Origin of the sequence: Streptantibioticus ferralitis (assembly GCF_029223525.1) — a bacterium.
Lineage (GTDB): Bacteria > Actinomycetota > Actinomycetes > Streptomycetales > Streptomycetaceae > Streptantibioticus_A > Streptantibioticus_A ferralitis.
The window spans coordinates 1-23,473 of record NZ_JARHTQ010000021.1; the positions used below are offsets into that span (position 1 = coordinate 1).

Genomic DNA, 23,473 nt, shown 5'->3' on the forward strand with positions numbered 1-23,473 from the left:
GAGCCGGAAGTATTCCTCCCGCTCAGCGTGCAACTTCTTCCGCCCTTGTTCCTTCCGGCTCTCCCGGATCTTGAAGTCCATCGCATCCCCTGAGCTGGGGTGTTGCGACGACCACTAGAACGGAAGGCCGTGGGAGGGGCCTTTCCCGTGCGTCAGCGGACACCGACGCAGGCCAGCGCTGCCCTCTGAGCAGGCATGATGCCGGTCGGCCAGTACAGGTAGGCGACTCCGCCGGAACCGCTGACCACCTGGCCTTTCGCGTTGTACCGCTTGGTGCGCAGCCAGATGTTCTCGAACTGCCGTCGCTTGTACACGCGGTGGACCGCGGCGTCGTTGGGGCTTGCCGGATCGTTGGCGATCACGTCGCCGGCGGGGGTGAAGCCGATGACGCACATCAGGTGCCCTGCCGTCCCGTAACCCGCGCCGTCGAGCTCCGACGCGAGGAAGGACTGTGACGTTATGACCGGGATGCCGTTCCTGATCAGCCGTTCGACGTCGTTCAGCGAACGCAGCCGGGTGATCACGCTCTCCATCTCGTGGTAGGTCGCGGCGTATGCGGCGTTGAACGGCCAGTTGCCGCAGCCCTGGTACTGCCAGTCGTAGGTGTACCGGGCCGCCTGGTCGACCTGGGGGTCGGCGAACGCCGGGTTGATCCAGGCGAGTTGGGCGGGTGTGGGCCTGCGCCCCCAGTACTCGATGACCATCTGCGAGGAGGTGGGGCTGCACCAGGCCTCACCGCCGTTGTTGTACTCGGGGTACTGGCCTTTGTGGATCTCCTGCGAATAGCGCGGCACCGGCAGCTCGTGCCCGGCGCCCTCGCCCGGCTTCGAGGCCGGCACGGTGAAACGGTCCGGGACGGCGGAGGCCATGGCGCCGATCCGCCAGACGACCGGGGTCAGTTGGGTACCGGGCTTGCGGTAGAGGGTCAGTCGCAGACGGTAGGCGGCCAGCCGCAGCCCGCCGGCCGGCTTGTCGATGGCGAAGGTGTCGGTGGAGATCCCACTCCTGCCGTCGTCCTGGCCGTCGAGCGAGGTGCGCTTGATGTCGGTGTCGCCGGACGCCCAGCGGCCCATGACGTACCACGGGGTCGCGGCGCCGTCGCTGTACGTGCCGCCCAACTCGGCCTGCAGCCAGGTCCCTTGGGGGGTGCGGGCGTTCCAGGAGGCGACCAGCTCGGTGGCGCCGAACGGGAGGGTACGGGCCGGGGAGGTCCAGGTCGCGTACTCCCAGGTGCTGGTGGTCTTGGTGTGCGGGTCGGTGTAGTCGATCGTTCCGGCGGGACGGTCCAGCACGACGCCGGGGCGGTGGCCGGACACCACCCGGGTACCGCTCCCGGCTCCGCAGCGCCAGTCGGTGTACGAGGTCCAGGAGTGGTAGTCCACGGGCGCCGCCTCGGGGCCGGGTGCGGGGGTGCCCGCCGGGTCCTCGGTACCGCGCGGCTCGGCGGACGCCCGGGTCGCGGCGGTGGCGGTGGCCGCGAGCGCGGTGGCCAGCACGGTACGGCGCGAGGTCTGTCTCGTCATGGGGCGGAACCCCCTTGTCGTTGGCTCATCGGGTCGGTCCTGTCTGGCAACTGTCGTGGCGGGTATGGCGGTTCGGCCAGGCTCTGCCCCCGGCGGGATCAGCCGGGCAGCACGACGAGGTCGCGGCCGGTGACGTTGAGCCGTTCGCCGCCGGGCTCGGTGACCACCACGATGTCCTCGATGCGGGCGCCGAAGCGGCCCGGCAGATAGATCCCCGGTTCGATGGAGAAGGCCATGCCGGGCTCCAGCGGCCGCTCGCTGCCCGCCACGATGTACGGCTCCTCGTGCGTTTCCAGCCCGATGCCGTGCCCCGTGCGGTGTACGAAGTGCTCGCCGTATCCGGCGGCCTCGATGATGTCCCGGCCGATCGCGTCGAGTTCCTGTGCGGTGAGCCGGGGCCGTACCGCCTCGGTCTGCGCCTGCTGGGCCCGCTGGAGCACCGCGTACAACTCCCGGAATTCCGGGTGCGGTTCGCCGACCGCGTAGGTGCGGGTCGAGTCCGAGCAGTAGCCGTCGGCCGTGGTACCGCCGATGTCCACCACGACCGGGTCGCCGGTCCTGATGACGCGGTCGGAGACCTCGTGGTGCGGGCTGGCGCCGTCGGGGCCCGCGGCCACGATGACGAAGTCGCAGGTGGCATGGCCCGCCTCGATGATCGCCTCGGCGATGTCCCGGGCCACCTCCCGCTCGGTGCGGCCGGGCACCAGCCACTCCCCGATCCTGCGGTGCACCCGGTCGATGGCCGCCCCCGCCCGCCGCAGCGCCGCCACCTCGGCCGGGCTCTTGCGCATCCGCAGCTCGCGCAGCACGTCACCGGCGAGGCCCTGCTCCGCGTGCGGCAGCGCCGCACGGAACGCGAGCACCTTCTCGGCCCACATGTGGTTGTCCACCGCGATCCGCTTGCTGCCCACCGGCAGGCGGTCCGCGACCAGCGCGTACGGGTCCTCGGTCTCGGCCCAGCCGATGATCTCGATCCCCAGCCCGCCGACCGGCGACGCCTCGGCGGCGGCCTTCTCCAGCGCGGGCACGACCAGCACCGGATCGCCGTCCGCCGGGCACACCAGACAGGTCAGCCGCTCCAGCGGCAGGGCCTGATACCCGGTCAGGTAGCGCAGATCAGCGCCGGGCGAGACGAGCAGCGCGTCCAGACCGGCGTCGGCGGCGGCCTCGCAGGCCTTCGCGATGCGGTCGGCGGGGTAGAGGTCCGCGGCGGAGTCGTGGGAGTCAGTCACGGACTTACCGTAATCGCCGCCCGCGCGGGGCGCATCGGGGCCCGTAGGGGACGCGCCGTAGGCTGATCGCGATGGACCAACAGGATGCCCACTCCCCCGTGCTGCCGGAGCTCGCCGCCCGGCTGCGCGCGCTGCCGCCGTCCTGCGGTCCGGTGCGCGTGATCGCGGTGGACGGGCATGCGGGCTCCGGCAAGAGCACCTTCGCCGCCCGGCTGTCCGAGGCGCTGGGCGGCGCCCCCGTGGTGCATCTGGACGATCTGGCCACCCATGAGGAGCTCTTCGGGTGGACCGGACGGCTGCGGGAGCAGGTACTGGAGCCGATGGCGCGGGGCGCGGCGGCCTGCCACGCGGTGTACGACTGGGCCGCGTCCCGTTTCGCGTCCTGCGTGGACGTGCCATGCGCCCCGGTCGTCCTGATCGAGGGAGTGGGAGCCGGGAGACGGGAGGTGCGGCCGTTTCTGGCGGGGCTGGTGTGGATGGATTTTCCGCGCGGCCGGTCCTGGGAGCGCGGTCGGCACCGGGATGGCCCGGAACTGCGTGACTTCTGGCACGGCTGGACGCGGGCCGAGGCCGAGCACTTCGCGGCCGATCCATCTCGTCCATTCGCCGATCTGCTGGTACTGCAGAGGTCGGATGGATACGAGGTACTACCGGGGCCGATGTGCCGACGCTGAACGGCCTTGTTCCTTACGTTCGGTGACAGCACGCAGGCGGTGAGCTGCGACGGCGAAATGTCTGACACCAAGTGCCCGATGGCGGCTTGACCTGGGGGGCGTACAGGACTTACGTTCTGAATGCGCGGTCGGTGACCGACTGCCCCTATACACGAAGCCCCCGGTTGTTCCCCCGTGACCGGGGGCTTCGTCCTGTTCCGACTTGACGGAATGCCCCTTTTGCCGGAAATGCACTCACCCTGTGTCACGGTCGGCCCAGCGCCTTTCCGGGACGGCCGGTTCGCCATCCGGAACCTGAGAGAGCGGTGCGCCGCTCTCTCCCCCGCGCAACGTCGCAGGTACGATGCCGAAGGGGCGGCCGGCCGTCGCGCACGGTTCGTTCCCGCGCCAACTTCCTTGGCGGGTAGGCCCGTTCGACAGCACAGTTCGACAGGACCGTTCGCAGGAGTGGCACTGGCAGGCCACGGGGGGCACGGTTGTGGGGGACCTGATGAACTTCGGTACTGAGCGCTCCAGCGCCCCCGCCGATCTGGCGTGGCTGCGCGCCGTCGACGCCTGCACGATGGGCGCTTACGCGCAGGCCGAGGAGGAGTTCCGGGCCGCGGTCCGACTCGATCCCGGGATGGCCGACGCCTGGCTCGGGCTGCACGCGCTGCGCGCCGACACCTCGACCGCCCTGCTGCGGATGTACCGGCACCGGGACCGGTTCGGCGAGCAGCGCCACCGGTACCATCGCTCCCTCAACTCCTGGTACTGGCTGGGCTGGTGGGTGCAACCGGTACTGGAGTCCCCACGGGACCTGCTGCTCGCCCACGCCTCGCACTGGCTGGACGGCCGCCATGTGGCGGATCTGGACCGGGCGTTGGCGGAGTGCCCGCCGGTGGACACCGATCCGCAGGTCCGCTTTCTGCACGCCTGCCGCGCCTATCTGGTCAAGGACTGGGAGCAGTTGGTCCGGCACACCGAGCCGCTGCTCGACGATCCGGTGCTGGGCATAGAGGCGGGACTGTTCGGCGGTATGGCCCGGGTGCGGCTGGAGATGTGCGGGCAGGCGGAGCCACTGCTGGCCGCCGCGCTGATGCGCTGCCGCAGCGAGCTGCCGCAGCGCAAGGAGCTGCGCTACTGGCTGGCCCGCGCCTACGAGGGGACCGGGCGCTCGGCCGCCGCGCTGCCGCTGTACCGGGCGGTGCACCGGGTGGACCCCACCTTCATGGACACCGCCGCCCGGATGGCGGCGATCACCGAGGCCGAGGACGGTCTCGACGAGGCGCAGGATTTGGCGGCCGTGACGCTCGCGGGGCTCGGCCAGTCGGGCCCCGACGGCCTGCCGGACGGCGACCAGGGCCCGCTCCCCGACCTGGACACCGGCCGCGGCGCCGACGGCCCCCCTGCTCCGGGGGCCTCCCCCGCTCCCGCACCGGTCGACGATGACGCGGTACGGGAGAAGGCGGTACTGCCGGTGGCGCCGATTCCGCCGCAGATACCGCTGGGCACGCCCGATCCCGTACTGCTGGCCAATGCGCTGGCCGAGCTGGAGCGCATGGTCGGCCTTGAGCCGGTCAAACGGCAGGTCAAAGCGTTGTCCGCGCAGTTGCGGATGGCTCGGCTGCGGGCCGGGCAGGGGCTGCCGGTGCAGCCGCCGAAGCGGCACTTCGTCTTCTCGGGCCCGTCCGGCACCGGCAAGACCACGGTCGCCCGCATTCTCGGCCGGGTCTTCTTCGCCCTCGGGCTGCTCGGTGGCGACCATCTGGTGGAGGCCCAACGGGCCGATCTGGTCGGCGAGTTCCTGGGGCAGACAGCGGTCAAGGCCAATGAGCTGATCGACTCCGCGCTGGGCGGCGTGCTGTTCGTCGACGAGGCCTACAGTCTGTCCAACTCCGGCTACAGCAAAGGCGACGCGTACGGCGAGGAGGCGCTGCAGGTGCTGCTGAAGCGCGCCGAGGACAACCGCGACCGCCTGGTGGTGATCCTCGCCGGGTACCCCGAGGGAATGGACCGGCTGCTCGCCGCCAATCCCGGTCTCAGCTCCCGGTTCACCACCCGGGTGGACTTCCCCAGCTACCGGCCGCTGGAGCTGACGAAGATCGGGGAGGTGCTGGCGGCCGAGGGCGGCGACCACTGGGACGAGGAGGCCCTCGACGAACTGCGCAGCATCAGCGGCCACGTCGTGGCCCAGGACTGGATCGACGAGCTGGGCAACGGCCGCTTTCTGCGCACGCTGTACGAGAAGAGCTGCGCGTACCGCGATCTACGGCTGTCGACGTACACGGGCACGCCGAATCGCGAGGACCTGTCCACGCTACGGCTTCCGGATCTGATGCAGGCCTACGGCGAGGTTCTCTCGGGGCGAGGCCCGGGCCAACAACCCCTGGACTGAGGGAGTTTCAGGGGCCGCAGCCCTCTGCCCTCTGCCCCCTGGCCCCCTGGCGGAGCCGCAGACCCCCCACACCGGCTGGAGGCCAGGGGCGCGGCCCCCTGGCCTCTGATCCCTCGCGACGGCGAGCGACCACAACGGCGGTGCCGAACCCACCGCGTCCCCGGGCGTCAGCCCGCCATGGCGGAGGGCCGCGGGGACGGCGCCGCCTCGGGCTTGCGGGGCTCCGCAACCGCCCGGTGGGCCGGGTCGCGGACCTCGCCCACCAGCGTCTCCAGCACGTCCTCCAGCGCCACCAGCCCCAGCGTCCGGCCGCTCGCGTCGGTCACCGCAGCGAGGTGCGAGGCGGCTCGGCGCATGGCGGTGAGCGCGTCGTCCAGCGGGAGTTCGGCGCGCAGCGTCGTCATCCGACGCCACAGCCGACGCGGCACCGGCCGGTCGCCCTCGTCGGTCTCCTGGAGCTCCAATACGTCCTTGACGTGCAGGTAGCCGAGGAAGGTCCCGTCGGATCCGGCCACCGGAAAGCGCGAGTAGCCGGTGCGGACGGTGAGTTGCTCGACCTCGTGCGGGGTGACCTCGGGGCCCACCGTCACCAGTGACGACGGCTCCAGCAGGACGTCGGTGACCGGACGGGTGCCCAACTCCAGGGCGTCCTCAAGGCGTTCCAGGTCACCGGGGTCAAGCAGCCCGGCCTGTCGGGAGTCCACCAGCAGGTCGCTGAGCTGCTCGCTGGTGAAGACCGCCTCGACCTCGTCCCTCGGCTCCACCCGGAACAGCCGCAGCACCAGCCGCGCGCACGCGCCCAGCACCACGATCACCGGACGGAACAGCCCCGCGAAGGCGACCAGTCCGGGACCCAGCCACAGCGCGGTCTTCTCCGGCGCGGCCATCGCCAGGTTCTTCGGCACCAACTCGCCGATGACGAGGTGGAAGAAGACCACCACGGCGAGCGCGATCACATAGCCGATCGGGTGAACCAGCCCGTCCGGAACGCGCAGCGCGGCGAACACCGGCTCCAGCAGCCCGGCGACGGTCGGCTCCGCCACCGCACCGAGGGTCAGCGAGCAGACGGTGACACCGAACTGCGCGGCGGCCATCATCTGCGGCAGGTTCTCCAGGCCGTGCAGCACGGTACGGGCCCGCCGCTGGCGCTGCGCGAGCGGCTCGATCTGGCTGCGGCGCACCGAGACCATGGCGAACTCGGCGCCCACGAAGAACCCGTTGCCCAGGACCAGCAGCACGGCGAACAGCAGTTGCAGGAAGCTCATCGCTCGGCCTCCTGCCCACTCCCGGTGCGCACCAGGCGTATCCGCTCGGCCCGGTGGTGTACGACCACGCGCACCCGCAGCTCCCAGCCGGGCAGCCGCGCGATGTCACCGGGCCGCGGAATCCGGCCGAGCAGGTCGGCGACCAGACCGGCCAGCGTCTCGTACGGGCCGGACGGCGTGTCGAGCCCGATCCTGGCCAGTACGTCGGCACGGCAGCTGCCGTCCGCATCCCACGCGGGATGCCCGTCCTGTGCCGGGGCCTGGGCGAGCTCCGGGGTACCGGCGCCCTCGTGGTCGTGCTCGTCGCGTACCTCGCCGACCAGCTCCTCCACGATGTCCTCCAGGGTCACCACTCCGGCGGTGCCGCCGTACTCGTCGACGACCACGGCCATCGGCTGCTCGCTGCGCAGCCGCTCCAGCAGCGGCTGCACCGGCAGCGTCTCGGGGACCAGCAGCGGCGGTACGGCGATCCGGCCCACCGGTGTGACCGCCCGCAGCTGGGCGGGCACGGCGAGGGCGTCCTTGAGGTGGACCACACCCACGACCTCGTCGAGCCGCTCCCGGTAGACGGGGAACCGGGACAGTCCGGTGGCCCGGGTGAGGTTGAGGACATCGGCGGCGGTCGTGGTGTCGTCCAGGGCGCTCACCTTGACGCGTGCGGTCATCACCGACTGCGCGGTGAGCTCACCGAGGTTGAGGGTGCGCACGAACAGGTCGGCGGTGTCCTCCTCGATGGCCCCGGCCCGCGCCGAGTGGCGGGCCAGCGACACCAGTTCGGTGGGGGTACGGGCGGAGGCCAGTTCGTCGGCGGGCTCCACGCCCAGGGCGCGCACCAGAGAGTTGGCAGCCGAGTTGAGCACCTGGATGACGGGCTGGAAGGCCCGGGTGAAGGCGCGCTGTGGACCGGCCACCATCCGTGCCACCTGCAGCGGCCGGGAGACGGCCCAGTTCTTTGGCACCAGCTCGCCGATGACCATCTGCACGGCCGAGGCGGCGATCATGCCCACCACCACGGCCACCCCGGGCGCCACTGCGCCGGGCAGTCCGATCGCGGTGAGTGGTCCGGTGAGCAGCCGGGCCAGCGCGGGCTCGGCGAGCATACCGACCACCAGCGAGGTGATGGTGATGCCCAGCTGGGTGCCGGAAAGTTGGAAGGAGAGCTTGCGCAGCGCCTCGACCACGCTGCGGGCCCGGCGGTCGCCGTTCGCCGCGGCCCGCTCGGCCGCCGGCCGTTCCACGGTGACCAGGCCGAATTCGGCGGCCACGAAGAAGCCGTTGGCGAGGATCAGAAGAAGTGCCGCACCGAGCAGCAGGAGGGAACTCATGCCGCCACCGCCACGCGTGAAGCGTTCAGGGCAGGGGCGGCGCAGGTACTACAGGACGGTTCGTCCATCGCCGTGAAAGTGTCACTCCTCGGATTGTTCCGGTCTCCCCGCGGCGTAGCGGGGTGGGCGCACATGCGCCATCCACCTCAAGAATAGTCAAGTGGTGGCCTCCACGGGGAGGCCTGCCCGCGCCACCAGGCCGTTATGCCCCGTTTTGCCAGCGGTCGTGGCCGCCGGTGCCGCGTGCGTCGACCAGCGCCCGGAGTCGCCGGGCGTCACGTAGCGCCTGCTCCTTGGCCATCCCGGGCTGGATACCCATGGCGGGCAGGCTGGTGCCGTCGGCGAGGTCCAGGTACACCCAGGGATCACCGGCGCGGAGGTTGACCCGCAGCACCTCGGCCCATTCCAGACGGCGGTGGGTGGTGAGGTTGACGACGGTCACCCCGTCCTGCGCGGCGATCACCTTGGGACGGCTGAGCAGTACCAGCAGGGCGAAGATCAGCAGCCCGGTGCCGATCATGGTCGCTCGGTCGATCACCGTCCAGTTGTCCGGCATCGCGAGGGCGACCGCGACGAACGTGATGAGCATCACAGTTCCGGCCGACAGCAGCACCGCGCGGGTCCGGGTGGGGCGGAAGGTGACCGGCAGCTCGGGCAGCTGGTCGGAGGCGGGCATGTCGGCGGGCTTCCCGGTACGGGGCGAGGTGTCGGTCACAGGCGGCAGGCGTGGATGCCGGTGGTGAGGATGGCGCGCGCGCCGAGCTCGTACAGATCGTCCATGATCCGCTGGGCCTCGCGGGACGGCACCATCGAGCGGACGGCGACCCAGCCCTCGTGGTGCAGCGGGGAGATGGTCGGCGACTCCAGGCCCGGGGTGAGGGCGACCGCCGCCTCGACCTTCTCGGCCCTGATGTCGTAGTCCATCATCACGTAGCGGCGGGCGACCAGGACGCCCTGCATCCGGCGGAGGAACTGCTGGACCTTGGGGTCCTCGACGGAGGCGCCGGTGCGGCGGATGACCACCGCCTCGGACTCCAGGATCGGCTCGCCGATGATCTCCAGGCCGGCGTTGCGCAGCGTGGTGCCGGTCTCCACGACGTCCGCGATGATCTCGGCGACGCCGAGCTGGATCGCGGTCTCCACGGCGCCGTCGAGGTGGACCACGGAGGCGTCCACGCCGTTGTCGGCGAGGTGCTTCTCCACCAGCCCGGCGAAGGAGGTGGCGATCGTCATGCCGCCGAACTCCTTGACGTTGGTGGCGGTTCCCGGCCGGGTCGCGTACCGGAAGGTGGAGGCGGCGAAGCCGAGCTGGAGGATCTCCTCGGCCTGCGCGCCGGAGTCCAGCAGCAGGTCGCGTCCGGTGATGCCGATGTCGAGGCGGCCGGATCCCACGTACACGGCGATGTCACGCGGGCGCAGGAAGAAGAACTCGACCTGGTTCTCCGTGTCGATCAGGACCAGTTCCCGGCGGTCCTTGCGCTGGCGGTAGCCGGCCTCATGCAGCATCGCCGACGCAGGCTCGGACAGAGAACCCTTGTTGGGAACGGCGATGCGCAGCATGGGAGTCGCTTCCTTCGTACGTGGGGCGGTGAACGGTGGGCTGGGGTACGGAATGTCAGGTGACTCTCAGAGGTGAGCGTATACGTCGTCCAGGGTGATTCCCCGGGCGACCATCATCACCTGAAGGTGGTACAGCAGCTGCGAGATCTCCTCGGCGGTGCGGTCGGTGCCCTCGTGCTCGGCGGCCATCCACACCTCGGCGGCCTCCTCGACCACCTTCTTGCCGATGGTGTGTACGCCCGCCTGCACCAGTTCGGCGGTACGGGACGTGCTCGGGTCGCCGGAGGCGGCCTTGCGCTGGAGCTCGGCGAAGAGCTCCTCGAATGTCTTCTTGGCCATGGTGGTCATACTCTACGTGACCGCCCACTCATCGCCCCCGCCACCCTTGGCGGACAGCGCCGCGCGCCGCCCTCCCCTCGCGCTCAGCGCCAGGGCTCGGAAACCGACCGCAAAGTCGCCGCCGTTGAGACGGCGGCGGTGACCGCCTCATGTCCCTTGTCCTCGGTGGAGCCGGGCAGTCCGGCCCGGTCCAGCGCCTGCGCCTCGGTGTCGCAGGTGAGCACCCCGAAGCCGATCGGCACACCGGTCTCCACCGAGACCTGGGTGAGCCCGACGGTCACGCCCTGGCAGACGTAGTCGAAGTGCGGAGTGCCGCCACGGATGACCACCCCGAGCGCCACCACGGCGTCGTAACCGCGACCGGCCAGCACCTTGGCGACGACGGGCAGTTCGAAGCTGCCGGGTACCCGCAGCAGGGTCGGCTCGTCGATACCCAGCTCGTGCAGTGCCCGCAGCGCACCGTCGACCAGACCGTCCATCACCTGCTGGTGCCACTGCGCCGCGACCACGGCCACCCGCAGGTCGCCACAGTTCTTCACGCTCAGTTCGGGGGCGCCCTTACCGCTCACGTCTCTCCTCAGGGTTGGGGTCCGGGGGCAGCGCCCCCGGGGAAAACAACAGGTCGGTTACTGGTTCCCGCATGCGCCGGTCGGCGCCGCCGCGTCGAGCCAGGGCAGTTCGTGGCCCATCCGGTCGCGCTTGGTGCGCAGGTACCGGAGATTGTGCTCCCCCGCCTGGACCGGCATCGGCTCCCGGCCGATGACCCGCAGGCCGTGTTCGGACAGAGCGGCCACCTTCTCCGGGTTGTTGGTCATCAAACGCAGCGATCTCACACCGAGATCGGCAAGGATCTGGGCGCCCGCCGCGTAGTCACGGGAGTCGGCGGGCAGTCCGAGTTCCAGATTGGCGTCGAGCGTGTCGCGACCGCGCTCCTGGAGTTCGTACGCGCGCAGCTTGTGCAGCAGACCGATGCCACGGCCCTCGTGTCCGCGCAGGTAGACCACCACGCCGCGGCCCGCCGACGCCACCTTCTCCAGCGAGGCCTGCAACTGCGGTCCGCAGTCGCAGCGCAGCGAGTGGAACACATCGCCGGTCAGGCATTCGGAGTGCATCCGCACCATGACGTCCTCGCCGTCACCGATGTCCCCGATGAGCAGGGCGATGTGCTCGACGCCGTCAGCGGTGCTGCGGTAGCCGTAGGCCTGGAAGTCGCCGTACTCGGTGGGCAGCCGGGTCGCCGCCTCGCGGCGCACGGTGGGCTCGCTGACCTTGCGGTACTCGATCAGGTCCGCGATGGAGATGATCGCCAGACCGTGCTTGCGGGCGAACGGCACCAGCTCGGGCAGCCGGGCCATCGTGCCGTCCTCGTTGGCGATCTCGCAGATGGCGGCGGCCGGGCGCAGCCCCGCGAGCCGCGCGAGGTCGACGCCCGCCTCGGTATGCCCGTTGCGGGTGAGCACACCGCCGGAGCGGGCCCGCAGCGGGAAGATGTGCCCTGGCCGTACGAAGTCCGTGGTCACGCTGCCGGGGTCGGCGAGCATCCGCAGCGTGGTGGCCCGGTCGGCGGCGGAGATGCCGGTGGTGGTGCCGTGCTCGGGGGCGGCGTCCACCGAGATCGTGAAGGCGGTGCGCATCGACTCGGTGTTCTGCTCCACCATCTGCGGCAGGTCGAGCCGGTCGAGGTCGAGGGCCTCCAGCGGGGCGCAGATCAGGCCGCGGCACTCGGTCATCATGAAGGCGACGAGTTCGGGGGTGGCCAGCTCCGCGGCGAAGACCAGATCGCCCTCGTTCTCGCGGTTCTCGTCATCGACCACCACGACCGGACGTCCGGCCGCGATGTCGGCGATCGCCCGCTCGACGGGGTCCAGCGCGAAGGTGTCCTCGTCGGCGTCGTACCAGCTCTGCAGCGCGGTCATGCTCGGTCCCTTTCCTTCTCCCCCGGACTCCGTCCGGGAGGTTCCCCCGCCGCCGCGGCGCGGTGCGGCTTCGGCTGTCGGCTGCGGCCCGGCGGCCGCCGTTGCGTCGCTCACGCCACTCCTTCCAGAACGCTGCCGGGTTCGACCCGGAGCACCCGGGTGCGCAGCCACCAGGCGCGCATGCCGGCGATCACCAGAACGAAGTAGACGCCGTAGACCAGGGCCGAGAAGACCAGGCCGCTGCTGAACGCCAGCGGGACGCCCACCAGGTCCACCGCGAGCCACCCGAACCAGAACTCGACCCAGCCGCGCGCCTGCGCCACCATCGCGGCGAGGGTGCCGACGAAGATGTACGCGTCGGGCCAGGGGTTCCAGGACAGTGCCGGGTACGCCGTGAACAGCCCGCCGACGGCGAGCGTGCCGAGCGCCAACCCGGCGACCAGCCAGCCGCGTTCACGCCAGGTGGCGAAACGTACCGCCACGTCGCCCTCGGTGCGCAGGCCGCGCTGCCACCGCGTCCAGCCCCACAACGCCACGACGATGACCACGAGTTGCTTGCCAATGCCGCCGCCGAGATGGGCCGTGGCGTACGCGACCACCAGGATCACGCCGGAGAGCAGCTGCGCGGGCCAGCTCCACACCGAACGGCGCCAGCCGAGCGCGAGCGCGGTCAGGCCGAGCACGTTGCCGATCATGTCGGACCAGATGACGTGCTGTCCCAGGACGCTGAACGCCTGGCCGGACAACCAGTCGACGGCACTCATTCGGCCACTTCCGCGGTTCGGTCGCCGAGCAGCCGCTCGACGTACTTGGCGAGCACGTCCACCTCGAGGTTGACCGGGTCGCCGGGCTGCTTGATGCCGAGGGTGGTCAGCGCGAGCGTGGTCGGGATCAGGCTGACGGTGAAGTAGTCCGCCGCCGCCTCGACCACGGTCAGGCTGATGCCGTCCACCGTGATCGAGCCCTTCTCGACCACGTAGCGCGAAAGAGTGTCCGGAAGCGAGATCTTGACGATCTCCCAGTGCTCGGCGGGCGTGCGGTCGATGATGGTGCCGGTGCCGTCGACGTGCCCTTGGACGAGGTGGCCGCCGAGCCGTCCACCGAGCGCCATCGGCCGCTCCAGGTTGACCCGGGAGCCGGTGCGCAGCGCGCCCAGGCTGGAGCGGTGCAGCGTCTCGGCCATCACATCGGCGGTGAAGGCGCCGTCCGCGGTCTCCACGACCGTGAGGCAGACGCCGTTGACCGCGATCGAGTCGCCGTGCTTGGCGCCATCGGTGACGACCGGGCCGCGCAGGGTGAAGCGGGAGGCGTCGCCGAGGTCTTCGACGGCGACGACCTCGCCCAGTTCTTCGACGATTCCGGTGAACACTCAGTTCTCCTCGGCAGATTCGCAGGGGCGGGCCCGCAGGGCACTCGATGAGGGGTGGGCGGGGTAGGCGGTGATGCGTAGATCGGGTCCGACCGGTTGCAGGTCGGTCACATCGAGCCGCAACGCCTGTTCGATGGTGGGGATTCCGGCGTCGGCGAGGGCGGCGGGGCCGGCGCCGAGCAGGGCGGGGGCGAGGTAGCCGATGACCTTGTCGACGGCTCCGGCCGCCAGGAAGGCCCCGGCGAGGGTGGGCCCGCCCTCCAGCAGCACGGAACGCACATCGCGCTGGTAGAGCGCACCGAGCAGGGCGAGGACGTCCAGACCTCGGCCGTCGGCCGCCCGCGGCAGGCGGACCACATCAGCCTTGAGGTGGTCGGTGTCGGCGTCTTCGGCGACCGCGAGCAGGGTGGGCGCGGCCGAATCCAGTACCCGCGCGTCCGGCGTGATGGTTGCCTCGGTGTCCACGACGACCCGCAGTGGCTGGGTGATGTCGCCGTCGATGCCGCGTACCGCGAGCTGCGGGTCATCGGCGCGCAGCGTGCCGGAGCCGACCAGGACCGCGTCCGACTCGGCGCGCAGCCGGTGCACTTCGGCACGCGCCGGTGCCGCGGTGATCCAGCGGCTGGTGCCGTCCGCGGCGGCGCTTCGGCCGTCCAGCGTGGCCGCGTACTTCCAGGTCACGAAGGGGCGCTGGCGGGGGGTCGCGGTCAGCCAGGCCTCGTTGCCGCGGGCCGCCGCGTCGGCGAGCAGGCCGCCTTCGACGTCGATCCCGGCGGCGCGCAGGGTGGCGGCGCCACCGGTGGCGGTGGGCGTGGGGTCGGCGACGGCGTAGACGACGCGGGCCACTCCGGCACCGATCAGCGCCTGGGCGCAGGGGCCGGTACGGCCGGTGTGGTTGCAGGGTTCCAGGGTGACGACGGCGGTGCCACCGCGGGCCCGCTCGCCTGCCGCGCGCAGCGCGTGCACCTCGGCGTGCGGTCCGCCGGCCCGCTGGTGCCAGCCCTCACCGGCGGTCTCGCCGTCGGCGTCGAGGATGACGCACCCGACGACCGGGTTGGGGCTGGTGGAGCCGAGCCCACGGGCGGCGAGCTCAATGGCCCGCTGCATCGCGAGGGCTTCAACTGCGGTGGCCACCGGGTCCTCCTGCCTCTACGGGCGGACTCCGGGGCTCTACGGGGATGCGTACGGGCGGACACGCCGCCTCGTACGGGCACAAACACCGAGATACGCCGCGATCGGCGAAACGCCACCGCGAAGACACACATTCGCGGGGCCGCCGACGACGGCGTACCGGTGAGTTCCCGCGCGCACTGCCTCCCATCCGGACTTTAACCGTCGGTCCAGGAATTTCACCTGGTCAACCGGCCGCTGGTTGCGGACGGGTCGCGGACTGTAACCGCCGGTTCGGAGTTTCACCGACCCCGGAGTGCGCTTTGTCACTGGTACAGCTTCAGTCTGCCACGGCTGATCGGGAACTATGCGAGCGAGGGTCTGTGGCCTGAGTCACAGGGTGAATGCGGAACGTGAGAGTCCAAACCGCTGGGCCGGACCGCCCCCATGACGGTCCGGCCCAGCGGCGGCTCAACCCGAGATCGGATCGAGCTGTTCCGGTGCGGGGCGCAGTCCGTAGTCATCGCCGCCGGGCGGCGGTTGCAGCGTGGGCAGGGCGGCGCGTGCGGCGGGGTCACCGGCGTCGGCGGCGGCGTGCACGATGTCACTCGCCGCGTAGGCGTGGAACTCCAGCTCCTGGTGACCCCAGGGGGCGGCTCCGGTGGCGGCGGGCAGCAGATAGTCGACGGCTCGGAACAGTGATGCCCCGTCGGCCGTGCGGTGGCCCCACAGGTTGACGCCGACATGCCGGCCGATGGCGGCGAGCCTGGTCAGGGCGACCAGGTTGAAGGTCGAGTAGTGCCAGCTGCGGGTGCGGGCCAGTTCCAGCGGCTGGCTGCCGTCGGCCGCGATCTGCATGTCGAGGCGCTGGGTCTCGGCGGCCCGCACGGTGTCCCGGGCCAGCGCGGTGTCGCCGGTCGCGAGGGCGAGGGCGGCCAGCTGCATGTCGTAGAAGCTGCCGTGGTTGTTCCTCTCCGCGGCCTCCTGCGGGCCGAACGGGCTGGTGCGCAACCAGCGCAGGAACGCCTTGTCCCAGCCGAGCATCCCGCCGCGGTCGGCGCGGCTCCAGCCGGGCGCCCCGGTGTCGAGGACGGCGGTGGCGTCGAGGACGCTGGTGAACTCCTGGGAGAAGTCGATGACGCCGATCGCCCGGCCGTCCGACTGGCAGGGGACGAACTGGGCGTGGTCGAGGTTCGGGTTCATCCGGGTCGCCGGGTCGACGAACCAGGTGCGCAGTATCCGTGCCGCGTGCTGGGCGTACGCGGCCCGGCCGGTGTAGTACCAGGCGAGGGTGAGCGTGTAGACCGCGTCGAACATCCTGCCGCGGTTGCCGTGGTCGGGGATCGCGTCGACCCCGGGGTAGCGCTGTCCATCCTCCTGGACGTACGGACAACCCCATGGATTTGACGCGGACTTGGGCTGCGTGGGCCAGAAGTACGGTGCCTCGCTGAGGTAGTCGTGCCGGTCGCCGCCGGGCGGGGTCTGCGGCTTGCTGGTCACCGTCCACGGGCCCTGCCCCAGCCAGCCGTCGGCGCGTGCGGTGAGGTCGGCGAGTTCGCGGCGCAGTACCGGGTCGCCATGGTCGATTCGCCTCCTGGCCTGCTGTAGCGCCGCACCGTCCAGCACCACGGTCCCGGGGGCCGGTGCGCTGTGCGGGTGGCTGTGCGGCGTGGCCCCGGCCGCCGGCGCGGTGGGCACGAGCACCGCGGCGAGCACTGCCGCGGCGGCGAGGAGCGCGCCGCGGCGCCGTCGTGGTCTTCCCTTCATCGAGGCTCCCGTTCTTCGTCCGGTAGTCGGAGATCCCTCCGGGAGCCAGAAATCCAGGGTTCAGATGAATGAACTCCGTTCAGAATCAGGACCGTTGGAGCGTAGCGGCGCGGTCGACCCCCGGGCAACGGTCCGGACATGACGAGGACACTACAACTCACCCACCGCAACCCGCCGAGCGCAGCCCGTTACCATGGACGGGATCTTCCCGCCAGCAGATCCAACAGAAAAGTGGAGCAGTTCATGGGCCTCGGTGTGCGGTGGACCGTGCACGGCGATGGGCGCACCCCCGCCCCCGGCGCGGTCGTCAAACCGGACGAGCGGCTGACCTGGCCGCGCACCGTCGGACTCGGCGCACAGCACGTGGTGGCGATGTTCGGGGCCTCCTTCGTGACACCCGTACTGATGGGTCTCGACCCGAATCTCGCGATCATGATGTCCGGCATCGCGACCATGCTCTTCCTGCTCGCCACGCGCGGCCGGGTGCCCAGCTATCTCGGCTGCAGTCTGTCGTTCGTGGGAGTGGCGGCCATCATCCGGGCACAGGGCGGCGGCAGCACGGCGGTCACCGGGGCGATCCTGGTGGTCGGCATCGCGCTGTTCCTGGCGGGCCTGCTGGTGCAGAAGTTCGGCGCGCGGATCATCCACCTGGCGATGCCGCCGGTCGTCACCGGTGCCGTGGTCATGCTCATCGGCTTCAACCTGGCCCCGGTCACCGCGAGTGCCTACTGGCCGCAGGACCAGTGGACCGCGCTGCTCACCATGCTGTTCGCCGGGCTGGCGCTGGTCGCGCTGCGCGGGTTCTGGTCACGGATCGCGATCTTCCTCGGCCTGGTCTTCGGCTACGCCGTCTCCTGGGTCTTCGACCGGGCGTTCGGCAAGATCCACTCGGCGAACGGTGCGGGGAAGGCCGTCGACCACTGGCGGCTCGATCTGTCGGGTGTCTCCAAGGCCGACTGGATCGGCCTGCCGTCGCTGCACGCACCGGTCTTCCACTGGTCGGCGGTGCTGGTCGCGCTGCCGGTGATGATCGCCTTGATCGCGGAGAACGCGGGGCATGTCAAGGCGGTCGGCGAGATGACCGGCGAGCCGCTGGACGACCAGTTGGGCACGGCGATCGCCGCGGACGGTGCGGCGACGGTGCTGTCCACGGCCGTCGGCGGGCCCGCCAACACCACGTACGCCGAGAACATCGGCGTCATGGCAGCCACCCGGGTCTACTCGACCGCCGCGTACTGGGCCGCGGCCGGGTTCGCCCTGCTGTTCGGCGTGTGCCCCAAGTTCGGGGTGATCGTCGCGGCCATCCCGGGCGGTGTGCTGGGCGGCATCACCGTGATCCTCTACGGGATGATCGGCCTGCTCGGTGCGCAGATCTGGGTGCACAACAAGGTCGACCTGCGCAATCCGCTCAACCTCGTCCCGGTGGCGGCGGGAGTCATCATCGGCATCGGCGGAGTGAGTCTGAAGATCAGCCCCAGCTTCCAGCTGAACGGGATCGCCCTCGGCACCATCGTCGTGCTCTCCGGCTACCACGTACTGCGGCTGTTCGCCCCGGCCCACATGCGCGAGCGGGAACCGCTGCTCGACGAGGGCACCTCGGCGTACGACAACGCGGCGCCGGCCCCCGAAACACCGCCGGAACCCGACCGCTGACCCCCGTCAGCCGACGCTGCCGGCGAAGTCCTCGATGCCGACCACCCGCAGCAGCCGCAGCCGCTCGTACGACTCGCTACCGGGCCGGGCGGTGTGGAGGATCAGCCGCTGGTCGCCCTCGTCGCTGAGCAGCACCTCGCGGTCCAGCTCCATCGTGCCGACGATCCGATGGTGGAACCGCTGGGTGGCCCGGCGCCGTGGTGCCACCTCGTGGCTCGCCCACAGTGCGGCGAACTCCGGGCTCGCCGAACGCAGTCGGGCCACCAGGGCGGTGGCCTGGGCATCGTCGGAACGCGCCGCCAACACCGCCCGCAGGTCGGCGACATGCGCCCGGGCCTGCTCCAACCGGTCCTCCGGCGGGAGGAGTTCCCGGGCGGCGGGATCGGTGAAGTACTGGACGATGACGTTCCGCTCCGCTGCCGGGCGGTCCGAGGCGTCCCCGAACAGCGCCGCCGCCAGCGCGTTCCGCGCCAGTACATCGCCGATGTCGCTCACCACCTGGGCGGGTATGTCGTCAAGACGGTCCAGGATGCGCAGCAGACCGGGACGCACATGCCCCTCGCAGCGCCGGTCGCCCGGTGGCTCCCCCACCAGGCGGAACAGTTGGTCGCGTCCGTCGTCGGTCAGCCGCAGCGCGCGAGCCATCGCGGCCAGGATCTGGCGGGACGGACGCGGTCCGCGGGCCTGTTCCAACCGCGAGTAGTAGTCCGCGGACATCCCGGCCAACTGTGCCACCTCCTCCCGCCGCAGCCCCGGCGTCCGGCGGCGCGGGCCCGCCGCCAGGCCCACATCGGCCGGGGTCAGTTCCGCACGGCGGCGGCGCAGGAAGTCGGCGAGTTCGATGCGATCCACGACTTCAGCATGCGCGGCGCCGGGGACCGTATCCAGGGTGTGCCGGTCCCCGTATCGGGCGTTGCGGCGAGCCCGGCCGCCCGGTCCACGTCTCGCTACGGATCTCAGTCCAGATGGAAGACCTCCTCGGCCTCGGTCCACAGCTCGCCCTCCGCCGCGCTGTCCAACGGCTGCTGGCACGGATCGGTCAGCGTCCACCAGCGGCGGGTCTCCGGGTCGGCGGCGATACGGGCCTGGTCGGCGGCGTAGTCGTCGCCGGTGTACTCGAAGTAGGCGAACAGCAGACCGTCCCGCAGGAAGATCGAGTAGTTGGTGATGTGCGCCGCGGTGAGGGCCTTCAGCACCGAAGGCCAGACCTCCTGGTGCAGTCTGCGGTACTCCGCCTCGTGTTCGGGGCGGAGTCTGACGATCTGCGCCACGCGGCGCGGGGGCTTCGGCATGCGGGCCAGGATGCCCAAGCGGTGGTGCGGCGGGAAGGGGTTCGCCCGTTGTGAGGAACGCCGGGCGGGGCGAATCGCCCGAAGTATCCGGTCGCTGCGACGCTTGCCGACATGATTTCGAGCGGTCAACTGTCCTCGGCGACGGCCGGGGTTGATTCCGTGCTGGGGCGGATGCGGGCCCTGTACGAGGAACTGCCGCCGCAGGACGGCGTGGCGGTGTTCAACCGGGTGTATCTGGCGGTGACCGAAGCGTTGCGCGGCCATATCGCGGACGGTTACTTCCCCGACCCGTACGCCACCGGCGAGTTGGGCATGGTGTTCGCGGGCCGCTATCTGGCCGCGGTCGACGACGACGCGGCCGGGCAGCGGCCGCCCGCGTGCTGGCGGCCGCTGCTCCAGCTGCGCGGCCGCCGCGGGGTGCGGCCGGTGCAGTTCGCCCTGGCGGGCATCAACGCCCATGTCGGCCACGACCTGCCGATGGCGGTGGTGGACACCTGCCAGGCGCTCGGAGTCCCGCCGCACGCCATCCACCGGGACTTCGAGCGGGTCGGCCAGATGCTGGCGGGCTTGGAGGACCGGATCCGCGAGGAGCTGATGCCCGGCGCCGATGTGCTGTACATCGGCGATGCGCTGGTGCACCTGGCCGGTGCGTGGAGCCTGGACGAGGCACGGGAGGCGGCGTGGTCCGCCGCGCAGGTGCTGTGGGGTTTGCGTGAACTGCCCCAAGTCTATGAGGCGTTCACCGAGAGGCTCGACGCGGGCGTCGGGCTGGTGAGTCGATGTCTGCTGACGCCGCTCAACTAGCGTTTCGCGGCGAGGCGTTGCGGGGTCCTGGTGGGGTTGCGGCTCGTTCGGACACCGCCGGTCCGCTTTCGTCGTGGTTGCTCACCGCGGCGGCGGGCTTCCTTGGGGGCAAGCCCCGAACCCCCTCGGGGGGATTACTTGGGGCGCGCTCCTAAGCGCGGGGGGCCTGGGTTTCTTGGGGCGGGCCCAACCGCCAGGGATGTCCGGGCTGCCCGGCCCGGGACCCGCCTAGCCGGGGGCCCGGGGGGTGCCGGGGGCGTGCCCCGGCACCTTGTTCCGCCGCGGCGGCGCGGGACCCCCACGACGCGGATCGGCGGTGTCCTGACGAACCACAGCCCCCGAAGAGCCCACCGGAAAGAGGTCAGTCTTCCGGAAGCTCCACCGGAGCGATCTCCTCGTACACGTCACCGGGCCCGGGGTTGGCCGGATCCGTCTCGCCGCCGAAGTGGTGCATCACGCCCCACACCGCGTTGAGCGCCGTCTGCACCGCGCCCTCGGCCCAGCCCGCGGTCCAGGAGATGTCATCGCCCGCGAGGAAGATGCCGCGCTTGTCGGCGGGCAGCCGATCCTGCATGAAGTGGGTGAACAGCCGCCGCTGGTACCGGTAGTGGCCCGGCAGGTTGGCCTTGAACGCGCCCATGAAGTAGGGCTCGTTCTCCCAGGAGACCGTCACCGGGTTACCGATGATGTGCTTGCGGATGTCGACCTTCGGGTAGATCTCGCCGAGCGACTTCAGCATGACCTCCATGCGCTCACTGGCGCTCAGCGGAAGCCACTTGAGGCTGTCGTCGCACCAGGTGTACGAAAGGCAGATCACCGCGGGCTTGTCCGGCCCGTCGTCCAGCAGGTAGGTGCCGCGGGTCATCCGGTCGGTGAGCGTCATGCTCATGGTGTCCCGGCCGGTCGGCTTCCCCTCGTCGTCGACGGCCTGGTCCAGCCAGAACGGCCGGTCGACGGGGACGAACAGCTTGGACGACTCCATGTAGTGGGTGCGCTCGATCGCCGTCCAGTGGTCGATCGGGAAGAGCTCGTCGTCACAGGCGATCTTCGACAGCAGCATCCAGCTCTGCGCGGTGAAGACGACCGCCTTGTAGGAGCGGATGTCACCGGTGGCGTCGGTGACCGTGATCCGGTTGCCCGCGGTGCGGTGCAGCCGGGTGACGGCCGGACGCGGCTCGCCGTCGTGCAGCGACTTCAGGGAGGTGCCCGGCGCCCAGTACACCAGCTTGGCGGGCTCGTCCGCCCACAGCCGCAGCGGCAGTTGCTCACTGCCCCCGACGATGCCGCGGTGGTCGTCGTCGGCGCCGGTGTAGACGACGCGCAGGATCTCCAGGATGGAGTTGGGGAAGTCGGTGTCCCAGCCGCCGGTGCCGAAGCCCACCTGGCCGAAGATCTCGCGGTGCCGGAAGGACTTGAACGCCGGGGAGTCGCACAGGAACCCGTAGAAGGTCTGGTTGTCGAGCTTGTCCACCAGATCCGCCCATATGGCGCGGATGGCGGGTACATCACGCTCGCGGATGGCGCGCTGCATCTCGGAGAACCGGGCGCCGTCCTCCAGGCAGGCGTTCCAGGCGTCCATCACCTGGTGGTAGACCTCGGGCAGATCGTCGAGGGTACGGGCGTAGTGCGACTCGCCCTTGAGGTCGACCACGGTCGACGGGGTGTCCGGCGCCAGCGGGTTGGGGAACGCCCTGGTCTCCAGGCCCGCAAGGTCGATGTAGTGCTGGAAGGCGGTGGAGCACGGCGGGAACCGCATCGCGCCCATCTCGGCCGTCAGGTCCGCGTCGCAGTCGAAGCGCTCGGTCCGCAGCCGCCCGCCGAGCCGGTCGGCCTCGTAGACGACCGGCTTGAGGCCCATCTTCATCAGCTCGTACGCGGCGACGATGCCGGACAGACCGCCGCCGACGACGGCCACCTCCGTGCCGTGCTGCTGCGCCGGGATCGAGCCGAGGCCCGCCGGGTGCGCCAGGTAGTCGTCATAGGCGTACGGGAAGTCGGGGCCGAACATGGTGATCGGCTTGGCCGCCTCCGGCAGCTGCTCGTCATGGACGGCAGTGGGCACCGTGGACGTCATCGGCGTGGCTCTCCTTGGCGGGGCGGTACAAAAAGGGCGGTACGGGCGGGGGTGGACCGGTTCAGGCGAGCGGCCCGTACAACTCGGGGCGGCGGTCGCGCAGATACGGGTTCTGCCTGCGTGAGGCACGAAGGCGGGCCGGGTCGGCGTCGGCTAGGACGAGGTCCTCGCCGGTCCCGGCGCGGGCGTGCGCCACGCCGTCGGGACCGGCGAGACAGCTCAACCCGGCGAAGTGGAACTCGCCCTCGGCGCCCGCACGGTTCGCATAAGCCAGATAGAGCTGGCTTTCGAACGCGCGCGCCGGGACGAGTGTCTGGGGGACGACCTCGAAGGGCCGCATCAGCGCGGTGGGCACCACCAGCAGATCGGTACCGGCCAGCGCGTGGGCCCGTACGTTCTCCGGGAACTCCACGTCGTAGCAGATCAACAGGCCGACGGTGAGGTCACCGAGGGGCGCCTGGACGACCAGGGACTCACCGGCGGTGAAGTGCCGGGCCTCGTACTCACCGAACAGATGCGTTTTGCGGTAGTTGGCGAGGCGGGTGCCGTCGGAGCCGATGAACTGGGCGGAGTTGAAGACCTGGTCGCCGTCGCGCTCGGGGTATCCGTACACGATCGCCACTCCGTGCTCGGCGGCGATCTTCGCCACGCGCTGCGCGCCGGGGCCGTCGGCGGGCTCGGCGAGGGTCGCGACGGCGTCGCCGAGGGCGTAGCCGGTCAGATACATCTCGGCGGTCACGAGCAGTCCGGCACCGGCGGATGCGGCGCGCCGTGCGGCGTCGTCCAGCGCGTCAAGGCTCACGCGGTTGCTCTGCGGCACACCGCTCGGGCCTTGGTACAACGCGATGCGCAGCGGCGTCATGATCCTGGTGACCGTTCCGTGAGGGCGTTCGGGAGGGGGCTCCTCGACGGTACGGGCCGGGTGCGAGGGGCGACAAGGCGAGGTCATTGCGGACCCGCGATCGATCCGTTGCGTCATACCGCCCGAACATGGCGATTCATTGCGCGCGGCGATTCGGCGCTGCCCGCCGAATCGCGGTCCCGGACAGCCCCAGCCGCTCAGCGGCCGAGGTGACACTCTCCTCCTCCAACAGCGCATCAAGCGCGACCAGCAGATTCAGATCGGCTCCGGGGTCCGTTTCTCCCCTCCGAACTGCCGGATTGCGTACGGCGCAATAACCCCTTGCCGTCAT

At 70.9% G+C, this 23,473-nt stretch carries 21 protein-coding genes and 1 riboswitch; of the genes, 4 read left to right on the plus strand and 17 right to left on the minus strand.

The annotated features are described in order from the left end of the window. Nucleotides 1–152: 152 nt before the first annotated feature. Both P2L57_RS26680 and P2L57_RS26685 read right to left on the minus strand, forming a co-directional pair. On the minus strand, nucleotides 153–1,523 hold the full coding sequence (locus P2L57_RS26680; protein WP_275818634.1) for a C39 family peptidase: 1,371 nt from the start codon (nucleotides 1,521–1,523) through the stop codon (nucleotides 153–155). Between the two features lie 98 nt (nucleotides 1,524–1,621). Next, a complete protein-coding gene (locus P2L57_RS26685; RefSeq protein ID WP_275818635.1) occupies nucleotides 1,622–2,755 on the minus strand; it encodes a M24 family metallopeptidase in 1,134 nt (377 codons plus the stop codon). A gap of 71 nt (nucleotides 2,756–2,826) precedes the next feature. Between P2L57_RS26685 and P2L57_RS26690 the strand changes: the two genes are divergently transcribed. Together P2L57_RS26690 and P2L57_RS26695 are read left to right on the plus strand one after the other, a co-directional pair. Further along, nucleotides 2,827–3,429, plus strand: coding sequence for a uridine kinase family protein (locus P2L57_RS26690; protein ID WP_275818636.1), 603 nt, complete (start codon nucleotides 2,827–2,829; stop codon nucleotides 3,427–3,429). 490 nt (nucleotides 3,430–3,919) lie between these two features. Then, on the plus strand, nucleotides 3,920–5,806 hold the full coding sequence (locus P2L57_RS26695) for an AAA family ATPase (RefSeq protein WP_275818637.1): 1,887 nt from the start codon (nucleotides 3,920–3,922) through the stop codon (nucleotides 5,804–5,806). Between the two features lie 167 nt (nucleotides 5,807–5,973). Here the strand turns inward: P2L57_RS26695 and P2L57_RS26700 are convergent, their stop codons facing one another. The 11 genes from P2L57_RS26700 to P2L57_RS26750 form a co-directional block, all read right to left on the minus strand. Continuing rightward, nucleotides 5,974–7,071, minus strand: a complete 1,098-nt coding sequence (locus P2L57_RS26700) for a hemolysin family protein (RefSeq protein WP_275818638.1) — start codon at nucleotides 7,069–7,071, stop codon at nucleotides 5,974–5,976. Continuing rightward, nucleotides 7,068–8,396, minus strand: coding sequence for a hemolysin family protein (locus P2L57_RS26705; RefSeq protein ID WP_275818639.1), 1,329 nt, complete (start codon nucleotides 8,394–8,396; stop codon nucleotides 7,068–7,070). The genes P2L57_RS26700 and P2L57_RS26705 overlap by 4 nt, the downstream gene beginning before the upstream one ends. A 202-nt stretch (nucleotides 8,397–8,598) precedes the next feature. After that, on the minus strand, nucleotides 8,599–9,072 hold the full coding sequence (locus P2L57_RS26710; protein ID WP_275818754.1) for a PH domain-containing protein: 474 nt from the start codon (nucleotides 9,070–9,072) through the stop codon (nucleotides 8,599–8,601). Between the two features lie 35 nt (nucleotides 9,073–9,107). Continuing rightward, the gene (gene hisG / locus P2L57_RS26715) at nucleotides 9,108–9,956 is read right to left on the minus strand and encodes an ATP phosphoribosyltransferase (protein WP_275818640.1); all 849 of its coding nucleotides are present in this window, start codon (nucleotides 9,954–9,956) and stop codon (nucleotides 9,108–9,110) included. A gap of 66 nt (nucleotides 9,957–10,022) precedes the next feature. After that, the gene (locus P2L57_RS26720) at nucleotides 10,023–10,295 is read right to left on the minus strand and encodes a phosphoribosyl-ATP diphosphatase (protein WP_275818641.1); all 273 of its coding nucleotides are present in this window, start codon (nucleotides 10,293–10,295) and stop codon (nucleotides 10,023–10,025) included. Between the two features lie 83 nt (nucleotides 10,296–10,378). Further along, nucleotides 10,379–10,864, minus strand: coding sequence for a 6,7-dimethyl-8-ribityllumazine synthase (gene ribH, locus P2L57_RS26725; protein WP_275818642.1), 486 nt, complete (start codon nucleotides 10,862–10,864; stop codon nucleotides 10,379–10,381). A gap of 57 nt (nucleotides 10,865–10,921) precedes the next feature. Next, nucleotides 10,922–12,211, minus strand: a complete 1,290-nt coding sequence (locus tag P2L57_RS26730; protein ID WP_275818643.1) for a bifunctional 3,4-dihydroxy-2-butanone-4-phosphate synthase/GTP cyclohydrolase II — start codon at nucleotides 12,209–12,211, stop codon at nucleotides 10,922–10,924. 110 nt (nucleotides 12,212–12,321) lie between these two features. Next, nucleotides 12,322–12,975 carry a nicotinamide mononucleotide transporter family protein gene (locus P2L57_RS26735; RefSeq protein ID WP_275818644.1) on the minus strand — a complete coding sequence of 218 codons (654 nt, stop codon included), beginning with the start codon at nucleotides 12,973–12,975 and terminating at the stop codon, nucleotides 12,322–12,324. After that, nucleotides 12,972–13,580 carry a riboflavin synthase gene (locus P2L57_RS26740; RefSeq protein WP_275818645.1) on the minus strand — a complete coding sequence of 203 codons (609 nt, stop codon included), beginning with the start codon at nucleotides 13,578–13,580 and terminating at the stop codon, nucleotides 12,972–12,974. Before P2L57_RS26740 ends, P2L57_RS26735 begins: the two co-directional genes overlap by 4 nt. Further along, nucleotides 13,581–14,714: a bifunctional diaminohydroxyphosphoribosylaminopyrimidine deaminase/5-amino-6-(5-phosphoribosylamino)uracil reductase RibD gene (gene ribD, locus P2L57_RS26745; protein WP_275818646.1), complete on the minus strand. Its 1,134-nt coding sequence runs from the start codon at nucleotides 14,712–14,714 to the stop codon at nucleotides 13,581–13,583. Nucleotides 14,715–14,883: 169 nt separating this feature from the next. Then, nucleotides 14,884–15,014: riboswitch (FMN riboswitch) on the minus strand. 147 nt (nucleotides 15,015–15,161) lie between these two features. Further along, complete coding sequence (locus tag P2L57_RS26750; protein WP_275818647.1) at nucleotides 15,162–16,457, minus strand: alginate lyase family protein; 1,296 nt, start codon at nucleotides 16,455–16,457, stop codon at nucleotides 15,162–15,164. A 243-nt stretch (nucleotides 16,458–16,700) separates the two neighbouring features. Here P2L57_RS26750 and P2L57_RS26755 point away from each other — a divergent pair, with 243 nt between their 5' ends. Next, entirely contained in the window at nucleotides 16,701–18,110 is a 1,410-nt protein-coding gene (locus P2L57_RS26755) for a uracil-xanthine permease family protein (RefSeq protein ID WP_275818648.1), read from the plus strand. Nucleotides 18,111–18,116: 6 nt separating this feature from the next. Here the strand turns inward: P2L57_RS26755 and P2L57_RS26760 are convergent, their stop codons facing one another. Then, complete coding sequence (locus P2L57_RS26760) at nucleotides 18,117–18,962, minus strand: helix-turn-helix transcriptional regulator (RefSeq protein ID WP_275818649.1); 846 nt, start codon at nucleotides 18,960–18,962, stop codon at nucleotides 18,117–18,119. Between the two features lie 104 nt (nucleotides 18,963–19,066). Further along, complete coding sequence (locus P2L57_RS26765; RefSeq protein ID WP_275818650.1) at nucleotides 19,067–19,402, minus strand: L-rhamnose mutarotase; 336 nt, start codon at nucleotides 19,400–19,402, stop codon at nucleotides 19,067–19,069. Nucleotides 19,403–19,513: 111 nt separating this feature from the next. Here P2L57_RS26765 and P2L57_RS26770 point away from each other — a divergent pair, with 111 nt between their 5' ends. After that, the gene (locus P2L57_RS26770; RefSeq protein WP_275818651.1) at nucleotides 19,514–20,206 is read left to right on the plus strand and encodes a DUF5995 family protein; all 693 of its coding nucleotides are present in this window, start codon (nucleotides 19,514–19,516) and stop codon (nucleotides 20,204–20,206) included. 361 nt (nucleotides 20,207–20,567) lie between these two features. Here the strand turns inward: P2L57_RS26770 and P2L57_RS26775 are convergent, their stop codons facing one another. Continuing rightward, nucleotides 20,568–22,280 (minus strand): flavin monoamine oxidase family protein, encoded by a 1,713-nt coding sequence (locus P2L57_RS26775; RefSeq protein WP_275818652.1) that lies wholly within the window; start codon nucleotides 22,278–22,280, stop codon nucleotides 20,568–20,570. Between the two features lie 61 nt (nucleotides 22,281–22,341). After that, entirely contained in the window at nucleotides 22,342–23,142 is an 801-nt protein-coding gene (locus P2L57_RS26780) for a carbon-nitrogen hydrolase family protein (protein ID WP_275818653.1), read from the minus strand. Between the last annotated feature and the right edge of the window lie 331 nt (nucleotides 23,143–23,473).